Here is a 13,503-nt window from a genome sequence, read left to right on the forward strand (position 1 = left end):
GTCATTCGAGGTGCGTGCGGAGGGCGGCGAGCGGGCCGTCCCAGTCCCGGGCCAGGGCGGCCAGGAACTGCTGGGCGACCTGCATCGGCGCTGATCGCAGGCGGTAGCGCACGCGGCGGCGCTCGCCCGGCTCGGCGCTCACCAGGCCCGCCTCGGCGAGCAGGGCGAGGTGCTTGGCGATCCCCTGGCGGGTGATCGGCAACCGGGCGGCGAGGTCGGTGGCGGTGGCCGGGCCGCCCTCGGCCAGTGCGGCGAGGATGGCGCGCCGGTTCGGGTCGGCCAGGGCGACGAACACCGCCTCCGCGACGGCCTCGGACGCGGGGTCAGTCATGGAGATAGGCGACCAGCTCGTCCAGCTCGCTCGCCCAGCCTCGGGTGTTGCCCGCGAACGCCACGTCGTGTTCGTCGGGGCCGAGCTGGGCGAACCCGGTCTCGACCACGGTGAGGCTGGTGCCGTCGCCGTCGGCGGTCAGCGTGAACTCGACGTACGTGCGGCGCGGGTCGTCGGCGGGCAGCCCGTGCACGGGCCAGGTGTAGCCAAAGATCGTCTTCGGTTCGAGTCGCTCGATCCGCAACTGCGACCGCTCGCCGGTGTCCCAGGCGACCGTGGCGATGCCGCCGACGCGCAGGTCCACCTCGGCGCGCTGGCCGAACCAGGTGCCGAGCCCTTCCGCGCTGGTGATCGCCGCCCACACGTCGTCCACCGGGCGGGCTATCCGCACGGTGCGTTCGATCCGGTCGGGAAATCCCATCATCGCACCCCTTCTGTAGCAACCAGTAGGTTGCTACAGAAGGTATGGCAACTAGATGGTTGCGTCAACTGTGGCGGCGAACCTCGTCGGTCGGGCGACCCTGAGAAGGAGCGCGACCGGAAAGGACACGATGCGCCGTCTCATTGCGACCGCCTCAGGGCAACTCGACCGGTGACGGCCATCAGGACGGAGCAGACCGCCATGAGTACCAGCGTGATCCAGGGAACCGTCCGGACGACGGCGCCGTCATCCGCGAGCATGGGCAGGACCACGTTGATCGCCGCCCCCAGGGCAACGAGAGCCAGCAACGCGATGCCGGTGCTCGCGAGTCTGTGTGCCTCCTTCGGTGCGACGTTGCGACGCCAACCGCCGCGTGTCAGCCGCCAGGAGACCAGCATGATGAGCGTCAGCGCGACGCCGAACAGGGCGCCGAGCCAGGCCGTCACCGGCCAGAAGACCACCACGAACAGGCCGGTCAGGCTGGCCATCGACGACATCAGCAGGGCGAGGACCAGGAGTCCCGGGTCCTTGGTGGGCTGCGTACCGGACAACGAGACTCCCCGTGATGACTCGCTTCACGATGCTTGCTGCGATGAACGTATGAGTGAGCCTCACTTCCGGCAACTTGAGGCGCGACGTGCCGAGCAGAGGACCCACTGCACGGCACGCCCGGGTCGGTCGAAGTGCGTTTGCGGGCTGGTGGCCGTGGATAGATTGGTACGGTGCTCGGCCTGCCTGACCATGTGACCGCTTGTCTCTTCGACCTGGACGGTGTGCTGACGCAGACCGCCCGGCTGCACAACGCCGCCTGGACCGAGACCTTCGACGACTTCCTGCGGCGGCACGCGGCCTCCACCGGTGAGCCCTTCCGCCCGTTCGACCCGGGTCCGGACTACCACCGCTACGTCGACGGGCGGCCCCGCCTGGACGGCGTACGCACCTTCCTCGCCTCACGGGACATCACGCTGCCGGAGGGAACGCCGGAGGACCCGCCGGGCGCGCAGACCGTGTACGGCCTGGGGAACCGCAAGAACACGCTGGTGCTGGAACGGATGCGGACCGCCGGTGTGGACGTCTATCCGGGCTCGGTGGCGTACCTCAAGGCGGTACGCGACGCGGGGCTGCGTCGGGCGGTGGTCACCGCCAGCGCCAACGGCCGGGACGTGCTGGCCGTGGCCGGGCTGGAACCGCTGCTGGAGGCCCGGGTGGACGGGCTGACCGCACGGGCCGAAGGGCTGCGCGGCAAGCCCGCGCCGGACACCTTCCTCGCCGGGGCGAAGCTGCTCGGCGTCGATCCCGCGAACGCGGTGGTGTTCGAGGACGCGCTGGCCGGTGTCGCGGCCGGGAAGGCCGGCGGATTCGGGTACGTGGTGGGGGTGGACCGGGCGGGTCAGGCCGACGAGTTGCGCGCGCACGGCGCCGACGTGGTGGTCGCCGACCTCGCTGACCTGCTCACCGGGCGGCACGAATGATCCGGGAGCGGGCGTACCCGGTCGAGCCGTGGCACGTGCGGGAGACCCGCCTCGACATGGACGTGCTCGCCCAGTCCGAGTCGGTCTTCGCCCTCTCCAACGGGCACGTCGGGTTGCGTGGCAACCTGGACGAGGGCGAGCCGCACGGGTTGCCCGGCACCTACCTCAACTCGTTCTACGAGTTGCGCCCGCTGCCGTACGCGGAGGCGGGTTTCGGTTTTCCGGAGTCCGGCCAGACCATCGTCAACGTCACCAACGGCAAGCTGATCCGGCTGCTGGTCGACGACGAGCCGCTCGACGTCCGGTACGGCGAGGTGCTCGCCCACGAGCGGGTGCTCGACATGCGGGCCGGGACGCTGCACCGCTCCCTGCACTGGCGCTCGCCGGCCGGGCGCGAGGTGCGGGTGAACACCACCCGGCTGGTCTCCTTCCGGCAGCGTTCGGTGGCCGCCATCCGCTACGAGGTGGCGGTGGCCGACGGCAAGCCGCTGCGGCTGATCGTCCAGTCGGAGCTGGTGGCCAACGAGACGCTGCCGCCGCAGAGCCGCGACCCCCGGGTCGCCGCCGTGCTGGAGTCTCCGTTGGAGGCCGAGGAGGAGCTGACCACGGAGGACGGTGGGCTGTTGATCCACCGGACCAAGGTGTCCGGCCTGCGGGTCGCCGCCGCGATGGAACACGAGGTCGACTCGCCCGCGCGGACCACCGTGGAGTCCGAGGGGTACGAGGACTGGGTGCGGACCACCATCGGTTGCGTGCTGGAGCCGGGTCAGACGCTCCGAGTGGTGAAGTACCTGACCTACGGCTGGTCCAGCCGCCGGTCGTTGCCGGCCCTGCGGGACCAGGTCGGTGCCGCGCTCGCCGCCGCGCGACTCGACGGCTGGGACGGGCTGGTCCGCGAGCAGCGGGAGTATCTCGACGAGTTCTGGGACGCCGCCGACGTGGAGGTCGAGGGCGATCCGGAGGTGCAGCAGGCGGTCCGGTTCGGGCTGTTCCACGTGCTCCAGGCCGGTGCCCGCGCGGAACGTCGGCCGATCAGCGCCAAGGGGCTCACCGGTCCCGGGTACGACGGCCACGCGTTCTGGGACACCGAGATGTTCGTGCTGCCAGTGCTCACGTACACCCATCCGGCGGCGGTGCGGGACGCGCTGTACTGGCGGTTCTCCACGTTGGAGCAGGCACACGAGCGGGCCCGGACACTCAACCTCCAGGGTGCGGCCTTCCCCTGGCGCACCATCGAGGGGCCGGAGTCGTCCGGCTACTGGCCGGCGGGCACGGCCGCGTTCCACATCGCCGCCGGCATCGCCGACGCGATGCGCCGGTACGTGCTGGTCAGCGGTGACCGCGAACTGGAGCGGGAGATCGGGCTGACCCTGCTGGTGGAGACCGCCCGGTTGTGGCGGTCGCTCGGGCACCACGACCGTAACGGCCAGTTCCACATCGACGGGGTGACCGGCCCGGACGAGTACACCGCCGTGAAGAACGACAACATCTACACGAACCTGATGGCGCAGCGGAACCTCCAGACCGCCGCCGAGGTGGCGATGCGCTACCGCGACGAGGCGTTCCATCTCGGTGTCACCGACGAGGAGGCCGCCGCCTGGCGCGACGCCGCCTCGGCCATGCACATCCCGTACGACGACGAGATCGACGTGCATCAGCAGGTGGAGGGCTTCACCCGGCTCCAGGAGTGGGACTTCGCCGACACCCCGTCGGACAAGTACCCGCTGCTGCTGCACTACCCGTACTTCGACCTGTATCGCAAGCAGGTGGTCAAGCAGGCCGACCTGGTGCTGGCGATGCACTGGCGCGGGGACGCGTTCACGCCCGAGGAGAAGCTGCGCAACTTCCTCTACTACGAGCGGCGTACCGTCCGGGACTCCTCGCTCTCCGCCTGCACGCAGGCGGTGCTGGCGGCCGAGGTCGGCTACACCGAGCTGGCGCACAGCTATCTGCGCGAGGCCGCGCTGATGGACCTGCACGACCTGAACGAGAACACCCGCGACGGGGTGCACATGGCCTCCCTCGCCGGGGCGTGGATCGCGCTGGTCGGTGGTTTCGGGGGCCTTCGGGACCATGACGGGGTGCCGTCGTTCGCGCCGCGCCTGTCGAGCGGGTTGAGCCGGTTGGCCTTCTCGCTCCAGTGGTGCGGGATGCGGCTACGGGTCGACGTGCGTCCGCACGAGACGACGTACTCGCTGCACCACGCCGCGAACGACGCGTCGATGGAGGTCCGGCACTACGGCACGTCGATCCGGGTCACCTGCGACGAGGCGGTCACCGTACCGATCCCGCCGGCCGCCGACGACCTGCCGCCGCCGGAGCAGGCTCCGGGCCGGGCACCACTGCTCCGGCTCCCGGAAACTCCCACCTGAGACGCACCGCGTCGACCGGCGGACCGCCGGTCGACGCGGACCGTTCAGATCGGTTCGCCCTGGGACGGGCGGCCGGTGGCGTCGTGCGGTGCCCTCGCCCGGGGATCGTCGGCGTCACGTGCCTGGGCCGCCTCGTCCGCCCAGTCCCGTCCGCGCCGGGTGTCCTGTTCGTTCCGCTCGCGATCGGCGGCCTTCTGCACGGGCTCACGGTGGTGATGCGGCATGACGGTCCTCGCGATCTGCTCGCCGACGCCACGGGCGCCGGTCCGTCTGCGGTCCTCCGTCGGCTACCCGCCGCCGCCGGACACAAACGCGCGTGCGGTCCGCCCGCCGGGGTATGCGAGGGACCGGGAGGCGAGATGGACGTACGCGGTGGCGAGGTGACGATCCCGGCGGGTCAGGTGGAGCTCTCGGCCGACCTGCTGGTGCCGACCGGCACGTCCGGTGCGGTGCTGTTCGCGCACGGCAGCGGCAGTTCCCGGCACAGCCCCCGCAACGTCTCGGTCGCCCACCGGCTCACCTCCGACGGGCTCGGCACCGTCCTGGTCGACCTGCTCACCCGGGCCGAGGACGAGGTGGACGCGGTCACCGCCGAGCTGCGTTTCGACATCGGGCTGCTGGCCGACCGGCTGGTCGCGACCCTGGACTGGCTGGCCGCCGCGCGGCCCTTCGGCGCGGTGCCGATCGGTCTCTTCGGCGCCAGTACGGGTGCCGCCGCCGCCCTGATCGCGGCGGCGCGGCGGCCCGACATGGTCCACGCCGTGGTGTCCCGGGGCGGCCGACCCGACCTGGCTGGAGCCGCCCTGGGCGAGGTGCGCGCCGCCACCCTGCTGCTCGTCGGTGGCCTCGACGAGCAGGTCATCACGCTCAACGAGCAGGCCCGGGACCGGATGGCCGCGCCGACCGACCTACGGGTGGTGCCCGGCGCGACGCACCTGTTCGAGGAGCCCGGGACGCTGGAACAGGTGGCCGAGGCGGCGGCCGGCTGGTTCCGCGACCACCTGCGTCCCCAGCCGGTCCCGGCGTCGGGCTGAGGTCAGACCTTGCGGACCGTCCTGCGGGCACGGGACTGCGCCGTCCGCCCCCGGATGATCCTGGTCCAGCGTCGCTCCGCCGCAGCGGCCTGACGCTGCTGCTGCACGCTGTCGACGACCCGCCAGACGACGGCGGCGATCGGGACCGCGACGAAGGCGCCCGCGATGCCGGCGATGAGCGTGCCGGCGGTGACCGCGAGCAGGATCACCACCGGGTGCAGCCGGACCTGCCGCTTCATGATCAGCGGTTCGAGCAGGTTGCCCTCGATCTGCTGGACGGCGATCACCGCGCCCAGAGTGAGCAGGGCGGTGGTGGGGCCGTTGGCCGCCAGCGCCACCAGCACCGCGACCGCGCCGGCCACGGTGGCGCCGATGATCGGCACGAACCCGCCGATGAACGTGATCAATGCCAACGGGAAGGCCAGCGGCACACCGAGCAGCACCAGCGCCAGACCGATGCCGATGGCGTCGATCGCCGCGATCAGCATGGTGCCCCGGCTGTACGAGCCGAGCGTGCGCCAGCCGACCCGACCCGCCCTGGCGGCGATCTCCCGGTTCGGCCCGCCCGCCCGGCGCAACGTCCAGTGCCACATCGACCGGCCGTCCTTCAGCAGGAAGAAGAGCAGCACCAGGGCGAGCAGGACGGAGCCGAACACCTCGGCCACCGTCTGCGCGCTGGCGACCGGGTCGACCTCCTGCTGGCTGACTGCCTGGCGGAGCTGGTCGACGAGGCCGTCGAGCTGCGCGTCGGTGACCGGCAGCGTGGAGGTGACGAAGTCGCGGCTGCGTTCCAGGCCCTGCCGCAACTCGTCGCCCAACTCGCTGAACTGGCCCGCGGTCATGTTCCAGACCAGCACGCCCACGCCGGACAGGACGCCGAGCAGGAGCAGGACGGTGAGCAGCGCGGCCAGTGCGGCGGGCAGGCGAAGCCGGCGCAACGCGAGCTGGACCGGGTCGAGCAGTGCGGCCAGAAAGAAGGTGACGGCCAGCGCGATGGCCAGCGGCGTGACCAGCATCGTGATCCGGGCCAGCAGGTAGAGACCGGCGGCGATCACCACCAGGCAGGCGCTCCAGACCACCGCCGTGCGCACCAGCCAGGGCAGAGCCGCCCAGGTCTGTCTCGGCCCGGCACTCCGCCGCGTCGACTCCTCGGGCTTACGCCCGTCACCCCGTGCGACCACGTCGGCCTCCTCTTCCCGGCGAGGTCGTACCCGGCCGGTGTCCGTCCGACACCGGTCCCACGCTAGGTTCCCGCCCGACGGGCCGGAGGAGGTTCGCGCTATCTGCCTGTCGCGGCAGACCCGGTCAGTACGCGGCAGCCGCCCGGCCGCGCACCACGGTCGGCATCTCGCGGGTCTGCTCGACCCCACCCAGCGCGGTCAACGGCAGCACCGACTCGCGTTCCTCGAACTTTGGCAGCAGTGCCGAGAGCGCCTCGTCGCGCAGGCTGCGGGCTGCGGCGACGGCCAGCTCGGCGGCCCGCCAGCGCTCCTGCTCCTGGGCGTGGGCCGTCTGCTGGCGTGCGAACAGGTGGTCGCGTACCGCCCGACGGAGCGCCAGCTCCTGCTCGACCGGGTGCCGCCGCGGGTCCCAGCCCCGGTGGGCGAAGACGTCGCTGAGCTGTTCCACCGACAGCTCCCGCCGCCAGTACGCCTCCATCGCCGCCCGGTGCAGCCAGCGCTCCCGGTCGGCGTACTCGGCGGGGGTGCGCGGGGTCTGCGGCAGCGGCATGCCGGTGGCAGCGGTGAGTCGGCGGACGTCCGCCTCCGCCGTCTCGTACGCCTGCCACGCCTGTTCGGCCTCGTCCTGCGCGGCGAGCCACTCCTCGCGGCGGCGGCGGGCCGTGGCGTCGGCGCGGTCGGCGGCGACGGCGACCTCCTCCGCCCAGCGGTCCTGGTCGCGCTGTTCCTCGGTGTGCTCGGTGCGACTCGGCAGTGCCGCCTCGCGGATCCGGGCGCCCGCGTCGAAGCGCAGGAGTCGTCGGGGGCGCAGCAGCAGGGCGGCGATGGCCAGGATCACCACGCCCAGCAGGGTCAGCCAGATCACGGCGGCCCGGGGGACGTCGGGCAGGACGTAGGAGAGAGCGGTTCGCATCATCAACACCTCTCGCGGTCGGATGAGGGTCGTCGACTGGGCAAGGTCTGTGGTCGCCGAGGGCGGCGACAGGACGGCGGCGGGGCCGGACGGGTCCGCGACGGCGGTGTGCCCGGGACGCTCGGCGACGGTCGGTCGGGATCGAGGTCGGGGCCGGGTCGGCGGACGGGCGCGGGCCGGAGGGCGTCCTGGGGGCGGGCCGTCGGTCAGGCCGTCGGTGGACCGCGACGGGGCGGCTCGCCGTGGCCGACGGCGAGCCGCAGCGCGGCGGGCCGGTGGACCGTGGTGGTGCCGGCCGAGCCGGACTCGGCGGCGGGCTCGCGGTGGGCCGGCGGCGCGGTCGGCGCCGTGGGCTGCGTCGGCGACGTCGACAGCGCGGCGGACGCCCGCACGTGCTCGGTGACCGGTGCGACCGTGCCCGGCCAGGTCGGCACGTCGGCGGTGACGGACCAGGCGCGATGGTCGGCGACGGCATGGGTCGGCTGGTCGTCGGTCGGGCGCAGTGGCAGGTCGGCGACGGCCGTGCCGAGGCCGACCGCCACCACGAGGGCGGCCAGTGCCAGCCGGGTCAGCTCCCGCAGCGTACGCAGCGTCGCCGGCCACAGGGGACGGGCGAGCACGGCGGACGACACGTGTCCAACCTATCGTTTCGGTGCGGAGAACGCATTGGCGCAGCCCCCGTCGGGTCGGTGAACCACGCCACGTCGTCGACTGTGGACGGTCAGCGATCGCCGCTCGCGGTCGAGGGCGCGTCGGTGAAGAGGGCGAGCAGGTCGCCGATGTGGCGGTCGGCCTCCGCCGGGTGACGGAACCGCCCGGCCGGGTTGAGGGTGTACTCGTTGCGGCGGCCGACCCGGGTGCGGTGCAGATAGCCGCCCGCCTCCAGGTCGGCGACGATCGCCTGGGCGGCGCGTTCGGTGACCCCGACCTCACCGGCGACGTCGCGCAGCCGGGCGGTGGGGTTGCGGGCGATGGCGAGCAGCACGTGCGCGTGGTTTGTCAAGAAAGTCCAGTTCCGGGTGCTTTCTCGCTCGTCTGAGGTCGCCATGCCCGCCATCGTATGGCCTGCCCCTGACGTACTCGGGCTGCGCCCGCACCCGCCCGCGCCGGTTGGCAAGCGTTCTGGAATACATGAAATGCAGATCACGCATAGCTTGACGCGCCTTGCGCTGCGTGTGACGGTTGGTGGCAGCCCGTGGCCAGCGCCGGCCGGGATGACCAGGCATTCCACCGAGAGGCGAGGTGACGCCGGATGAGTCGACCCGGAACGATCGGAGCGCAGCCCGGTCCCGAACGCGAGTACCTGACCGCTGACCTTCCCGGCTCGCGGGAGCGCGCCCTCGCCGAACTGGTCGCCGGAAACCGCCGCTTCGTCAGCGACACGCTCCGGCACCCCAACCAGAACGCCAGCCACCGGGCCGCCGTCGCCGCCGAGCAGCACCCCTTCGCGGTGATCGTGGGCTGCTCCGACTCACGGTTGGCTGCGGAGATCATCTTCGACCGTGGGTTGGGTGATCTCTTCGTGGTCCGCACCGCCGGCCACACCATCGGCCCCGAGGTGCTGGGCAGCGTCGAGTACGCGGTGAGCGTGCTGCGTACCCCGCTGGTGGTGGTGCTCGGGCACGACTCGTGCGGTGCCGTCCAGGCGGCCCGTGCCGCGGCGGCCACCGGGACCGCGCCGACGGGCCACCTGCGTGCCGTGGTGGACGCGGTGGTGCCCAGCCTGCGCCGGGCCGAGCGGGCGGGGATCGACGACCTGGACGCGATCGTCGACATCCACATCGCGCAGACCGTCGAGGCGATGCTGGAGTCCTCCGAGGCGTTGGCCGCCGAGGTGGCCGCCGGCGGGTGCGCGGTGGTGGGCATGTCCTACCGACTGGCCGCCGGTGAGGTGCGGACCGTCGCGGCGGAACCCGCCGAGATGGCGGGCGTGGTCACTCCGGTGGGCTGACCCTCGGGCCGCCCACGGACACGGACGACGAGGGCCGCTCCGCCAGACGGCGGAGCGGCCCTCTCAGGTCGCCGGGACGCTGCTCAGAGCAGCGACACGTGTACGTGGTCCGTGTGGTTGGACGGGCCGCTGTAGGACCGCCACCGGTTCTCGGTCGGGAACCAGATCTGCCGGTTCCAGATCACGTAGTAGATGCCGAGCCGGTCGGCGTTGCGGACCAGGAAGGCCGCCAGGTTGTTGCCGTAGATCCGGGTGTCGTCGTTGTGCCAGGGGCTGAACCCGCTGTTCTGCAACGACCAGTCACAGGCCCGGCCCTTCGGGTGCTCGAACTTGTCACCGGGCCGCCAGCAGCCGACGAAGCGGTTGAAGCCGGCCCGCTTGACCTCCTTGTACATGTGCAGCGTGCGCGGCGTGATGCAGCCCGACGTGGTCGGGTCGTTCTGGTTGCACGACTCCGCCTTCCAACTCCCGTCGGACGCGCGGTTCGGTGCCACCCGGGCGACCGGTGAGGTGGCGGCCACCAGGCCACCGGTCAGGCTCTCGCCACCGACCAGGCGGAGCGACTTCTCCGCCTCGGTCTTCTTACGCGCCATGTCGTTGGTCAGCTTCTGCTGCTCGCGGACCTCGGCGTCGGACGCGAGCTTGGCCCGGTCCGCGCGCTCCCGGATCGCGTTGACCTCGCCCAACTTCTTGTCGTTGAACAGGTTCAACTCGTCGAGGGCGGAGGCGCGGTCCATGAACGAGTCCGGGGCGTTGCTCTGCAACAACATCGCTATCGCACCGACCCGGCCGGTCCGGTACGACTGCGTCGCGATCTCGGCGACCTGCGGCCTGAGCGCTTCGAGGTCGGCCTGTGCGCGACGCAACTCGACGTCGAGCTTGAGCTGCCGCTTCTTGGACTTCTCCAGCTGGTTCTTGGCCTTGGAGAAGTCGCGGTTGGCCGACTCGATCAGGTCGTTGAGCATCGGCGGGTCGTCGTCGTGCTCGGCGGGGCTGGGTGGGTTCGGCGCGGCCATGGCCGGCAGAGGTCCGGCGAACACGGCGAACGCGGCGAACACGGCCACCACGGGGGTCATCCAGCGGCGTAGGGGTGCCGTCACTTCTTTCCCTTCCATCGACCGCCGACCGAGTTAGCTGACGGGTTCGGAACGGAAGTGGCCCCTACCGCTGACGCGGATTCACCCCACCTACCTGGGTCCCCGGCTCGCCTCGCGGCGATTGGGCGGTGGCACCGCAGGCGCCGCTGCGCGCCTTCGGCGGTGACCGGCAGTGAGGTTACCCGAGAGTCCATGTCGGTCTCTACGCCCCGAACCTGACTAGATGCGTCATTTCGTAATCGCGATGGGTGACCAACGACACGGGCACGAACCGTGTCGGCAGGGGCGGTCACGCTGCGGGGTGTCACCATGTGGTGTCCGTGCTCCTGTCCGGATCGGGCCACCGCGAACCGGTGGCGGGGGATGTGTCACGCGCACGCGCGGTGCTGAGTGCGTGCAGTGCCTCGGACCGGTCCGAGCCGGGCCGGGGAGTCGGTGGGGTGGGGCCGTCGCCGTCCGGCCCGTCGTCGTGGCCGCCGGGTCCGCCGGGCTCCGGCGTGTCCCGCCGCCCGGCGGTGACCACCAGCGCGGCCAGGGCGGTCGTCAGCGGTACGGCGGCGACCAGCCCGAGCGTGGCCACCACGCTGCGGACGATCTCCTGGGTGAGGAACTCGCTGGTCACGATCTGGCCGAGCGCGCGGGTGTCGGCGGTGAGCAGGAGCAGCAGCGGCAGCGACGCGCCCGCGTACGCCAGCACGATGGTGTTCACCACCGAGGCGATGTGGGCCCGGCCGACCCGGGTCGCCGAGCGGTACAGCTCCCGGCGGGTGAAGCTCGGGTTGGCGTGCCGCAGTTCGGTCACCGCGGCGGCCTGGGTCACCGTGACGTCGTCGAGCACGCCGAGCGAGCCGATGATGATGCCGGCGAGCAGCAGGCCGTGCAGGTCGACGTCGCCCCGGAACATGGAGAGCGTGGTGGCGTCCTCGCTGCCGAAACCGGTCAGGTGGGTGGCCCGGGTGGCGGCCAGCCCGAGCAGGCCGGTGAGCACCAGGCTGCCGAGCGTGCCGAGGACGGCCACGGAGGTCTGTGCCGAGATGCCGTGCGTCAGGTACAGCACCACGAACATGATCAGTGCCGCGCCGACGATGGCCACCACCAGCGGCGGCTGGCCTGCGCTGATGCCGGGCAGCACGAAGGTGAGCAGGATGGCGAAACTGGCCGCCAGGCCGCCCAGCGCGGCCAGGCCGCGCAGCCGTCCGAAGGCCACGATGGCGGCGGCGAACAGCACCGCGAGCCAGATCAGCGGCTTGCCCCGCTGGTGCTCGGCGATGTTGTAGGTGCTGATCGAGGGATCCTCGGGATCGATCAGGGAGACCAGGATGATCGCGTCGCCGACGCTGACCCGGGGTGCCCCCGGCCCGTCCGGCAACGGCGCCTGCACGTCCTGACCTTCGTCCGGGCCGCTGTCGACCCGCACGGTGACCGTGCCGCACTGCTGCCCGGCCGTGGTCGGGGTGCCCTCGGGCACGACCGGGTTCGGTGGACAGGGCTCGTTCACCACCCGCGTGACCGTGCCGTGGTATCGGGGCAGGTCGTCGGCGGCCTCGGGCCGGGGCGGGTCCGAGGGCCAGAGCACGAGCGCGGCGACCAGGGTGGCGAGGAAGAGGGGGACCACCGTCACGATGAGGATCCGCCGCACCCGGGGTGGGGTGGGCGGAGCGGAACGGGTGTGGTCGGCGCCCATTCATTGTCTCCCAACGATTCCAAGGCGAACTACGTACCGGCGGGCGAGATGGTTCAGCGCCGCCGGTCGGCCACGGCGGCGGGCATCCGGAATGGCCCGAGCGTGGCAGGATGGCTGCGTACCGTGAGGGTGGGGCCGGCTCTCGGCAGCCGCAGCAGGGCTGCGGCGGGGCGGTCGGGCCGCAGCAGGGCTGCGGCTGGACTGCCGGCACCCCGTGGGGGTATGGCGGCGGGCCGCCGGAGGGCTGCTGCGGCGGTGGTGCGTGCCCGACGGCGGGCGGGGGCCGGGAGGTCTCCGGATCGGCTGGCCATCGTGGCGAATGGTAGCCAGGTCGGCATCGGAACGCAGGTCGCGAGCGTGTGTCGGATGCCGGGCGTCGGAGCCGACACCCGAGGCGGGCGTGCTGGTGGGGCGGGTCAGCCGCGCTTCATCAGACGGCCGACGGCGGCCATCATCTCGGAGGCCATCTCGTCGGCGCGGCCCTCGGCGGCGCCCTCGTGCATGCAGTGCCGGGCATGCCCGTCGAGCAGGCCGAGGGCGACCTTGTCCAGGGCGGCCTGGATCGCGGAGATCTGGGTGAGCACGTCGATGCAGTAGCGATCCTCGTCGACCATCTTCTCGACGCCGCGTACCTGCCCCTCGACCCGGCGTAGTCGGGCGAGCAGTTGGTCCTTGCTGGCGGTGTAGCCGCGGATCGGCGCGGGTGTGCTCATGAACACGAGGATAACGTACCCCTGGGGGGTATGGTACGGTCACGGTTGTAGATACCCCCCGAGGGTATTCGACGGGGTGCCCGGCCCGGGTTGACGGGCCTGGAGAGGAGAGTTGCCATGGTCACCACCACGTACCAGGTGCAGGGCATGACCTGCGGCCACTGCGTCAACGCGGTCAGCACCGAGGTCGGCGCGCTCCCCGGCGTCGACGACGTCCGGGTCGACCTGGCCAGCGGCGAGGTCACCGTCACCAGCGAGCAGCCACTGGACCCGGCCGCCGTCCGGGCCGCAGTCGACGAGGCCGGCTTCGAGTTGGTCGCCGCCTGAGGCGACC

The 13,503-nt window shown here is 72.0% G+C and carries 16 protein-coding genes and 1 riboswitch; of the genes, 5 read left to right on the forward strand and 11 right to left on the reverse strand.

Annotated features, from left to right (window positions below):
- Nucleotide 1: 1 nt before the first annotated feature.
- From ABZ738_RS06085 to ABZ738_RS06095, 3 genes are all read right to left on the reverse strand, one after another.
- Nucleotides 2-331, reverse strand: a complete 330-nt coding sequence (locus ABZ738_RS06085; protein ID WP_131053173.1) for a metalloregulator ArsR/SmtB family transcription factor — start codon at nucleotides 329-331, stop codon at nucleotides 2-4.
- Nucleotides 324-755: an SRPBCC domain-containing protein gene (locus ABZ738_RS06090; protein ID WP_357211440.1), complete on the reverse strand. Its 432-nt coding sequence runs from the start codon at nucleotides 753-755 to the stop codon at nucleotides 324-326. The genes ABZ738_RS06085 and ABZ738_RS06090 overlap by 8 nt, the downstream gene beginning before the upstream one ends.
- A gap of 137 nt (nucleotides 756-892) precedes the next feature.
- Complete coding sequence (locus ABZ738_RS06095) at nucleotides 893-1,303, reverse strand: hypothetical protein (protein ID WP_131053171.1); 411 nt, start codon at nucleotides 1,301-1,303, stop codon at nucleotides 893-895.
- Nucleotides 1,304-1,474: 171 nt separating this feature from the next.
- On the opposite strand from ABZ738_RS06095, the gene ABZ738_RS06100 reads away from it, so the two are divergent.
- Nucleotides 1,475-2,224, forward strand: coding sequence for a beta-phosphoglucomutase family hydrolase (locus ABZ738_RS06100; protein WP_357211443.1), 750 nt, complete (start codon nucleotides 1,475-1,477; stop codon nucleotides 2,222-2,224).
- Nucleotides 2,221-4,596 (forward strand): glycosyl hydrolase family 65 protein, encoded by a 2,376-nt coding sequence (locus ABZ738_RS06105; RefSeq protein ID WP_357211445.1) that lies wholly within the window; start codon nucleotides 2,221-2,223, stop codon nucleotides 4,594-4,596. The genes ABZ738_RS06100 and ABZ738_RS06105 overlap by 4 nt, the downstream gene beginning before the upstream one ends.
- A 44-nt stretch (nucleotides 4,597-4,640) precedes the next feature.
- Here ABZ738_RS06105 and ABZ738_RS06110 read toward each other — a convergent pair whose 3' ends face one another.
- Nucleotides 4,641-4,820 carry a hypothetical protein gene (locus ABZ738_RS06110; RefSeq protein ID WP_131053168.1) on the reverse strand — a complete coding sequence of 60 codons (180 nt, stop codon included), beginning with the start codon at nucleotides 4,818-4,820 and terminating at the stop codon, nucleotides 4,641-4,643.
- Nucleotides 4,821-4,955: 135 nt separating this feature from the next.
- Between ABZ738_RS06110 and ABZ738_RS06115 the strand changes: the two genes are divergently transcribed.
- A complete protein-coding gene (locus ABZ738_RS06115) occupies nucleotides 4,956-5,630 on the forward strand; it encodes a dienelactone hydrolase family protein (RefSeq protein ID WP_357211448.1) in 675 nt (224 codons plus the stop codon).
- A gap of 2 nt (nucleotides 5,631-5,632) precedes the next feature.
- Here the strand turns inward: ABZ738_RS06115 and ABZ738_RS06120 are convergent, their stop codons facing one another.
- The 4 genes from ABZ738_RS06120 to ABZ738_RS06135 all read right to left on the reverse strand — a co-directional run bounded on the left by ABZ738_RS06120 (nucleotide 5,633) and on the right by ABZ738_RS06135 (nucleotide 8,781).
- Nucleotides 5,633-6,811 carry an AI-2E family transporter gene (locus tag ABZ738_RS06120; RefSeq protein ID WP_357211451.1) on the reverse strand — a complete coding sequence of 393 codons (1,179 nt, stop codon included), beginning with the start codon at nucleotides 6,809-6,811 and terminating at the stop codon, nucleotides 5,633-5,635.
- A gap of 124 nt (nucleotides 6,812-6,935) precedes the next feature.
- Entirely contained in the window at nucleotides 6,936-7,727 is a 792-nt protein-coding gene (locus ABZ738_RS06125) for a hypothetical protein (RefSeq protein ID WP_357211453.1), read from the reverse strand.
- Nucleotides 7,728-7,930: 203 nt separating this feature from the next.
- A complete protein-coding gene (locus ABZ738_RS06130) occupies nucleotides 7,931-8,356 on the reverse strand; it encodes a hypothetical protein (RefSeq protein WP_357211455.1) in 426 nt (141 codons plus the stop codon).
- An 89-nt stretch (nucleotides 8,357-8,445) separates the two neighbouring features.
- The gene (locus tag ABZ738_RS06135; protein ID WP_131057343.1) at nucleotides 8,446-8,781 is read right to left on the reverse strand and encodes a MarR family winged helix-turn-helix transcriptional regulator; all 336 of its coding nucleotides are present in this window, start codon (nucleotides 8,779-8,781) and stop codon (nucleotides 8,446-8,448) included.
- A 195-nt stretch (nucleotides 8,782-8,976) separates the two neighbouring features.
- Here ABZ738_RS06135 and ABZ738_RS06140 point away from each other — a divergent pair, with 195 nt between their 5' ends.
- Nucleotides 8,977-9,675, forward strand: a complete 699-nt coding sequence (locus tag ABZ738_RS06140; RefSeq protein ID WP_131057345.1) for a carbonic anhydrase — start codon at nucleotides 8,977-8,979, stop codon at nucleotides 9,673-9,675.
- Nucleotides 9,676-9,758: 83 nt separating this feature from the next.
- Here ABZ738_RS06140 and ABZ738_RS06145 read toward each other — a convergent pair whose 3' ends face one another.
- The 3 genes from ABZ738_RS06145 to ABZ738_RS06155 form a co-directional block, all read right to left on the reverse strand.
- Nucleotides 9,759-10,775 (reverse strand): hypothetical protein, encoded by a 1,017-nt coding sequence (locus ABZ738_RS06145; protein ID WP_131057347.1) that lies wholly within the window; start codon nucleotides 10,773-10,775, stop codon nucleotides 9,759-9,761.
- Nucleotides 10,776-10,778: 3 nt separating this feature from the next.
- A riboswitch (cyclic di-AMP (ydaO/yuaA leader) is annotated at nucleotides 10,779-10,910 on the reverse strand.
- Nucleotides 10,911-11,076: 166 nt separating this feature from the next.
- The gene (locus tag ABZ738_RS06150) at nucleotides 11,077-12,456 is read right to left on the reverse strand and encodes a YibE/F family protein (protein WP_357211457.1); all 1,380 of its coding nucleotides are present in this window, start codon (nucleotides 12,454-12,456) and stop codon (nucleotides 11,077-11,079) included.
- A 416-nt stretch (nucleotides 12,457-12,872) separates the two neighbouring features.
- The gene (locus tag ABZ738_RS06155; RefSeq protein WP_117230386.1) at nucleotides 12,873-13,169 is read right to left on the reverse strand and encodes a metal-sensitive transcriptional regulator; all 297 of its coding nucleotides are present in this window, start codon (nucleotides 13,167-13,169) and stop codon (nucleotides 12,873-12,875) included.
- 117 nt (nucleotides 13,170-13,286) lie between these two features.
- Between ABZ738_RS06155 and ABZ738_RS06160 the strand changes: the two genes are divergently transcribed.
- Entirely contained in the window at nucleotides 13,287-13,496 is a 210-nt protein-coding gene (locus ABZ738_RS06160; protein ID WP_131055038.1) for a cation transporter, read from the forward strand.
- Nucleotides 13,497-13,503 lie beyond the last annotated feature (7 nt).

The organism is Micromonospora sp. NPDC047793 (assembly GCF_040642635.1).
Lineage (GTDB): Bacteria > Actinomycetota > Actinomycetes > Mycobacteriales > Micromonosporaceae > Micromonospora.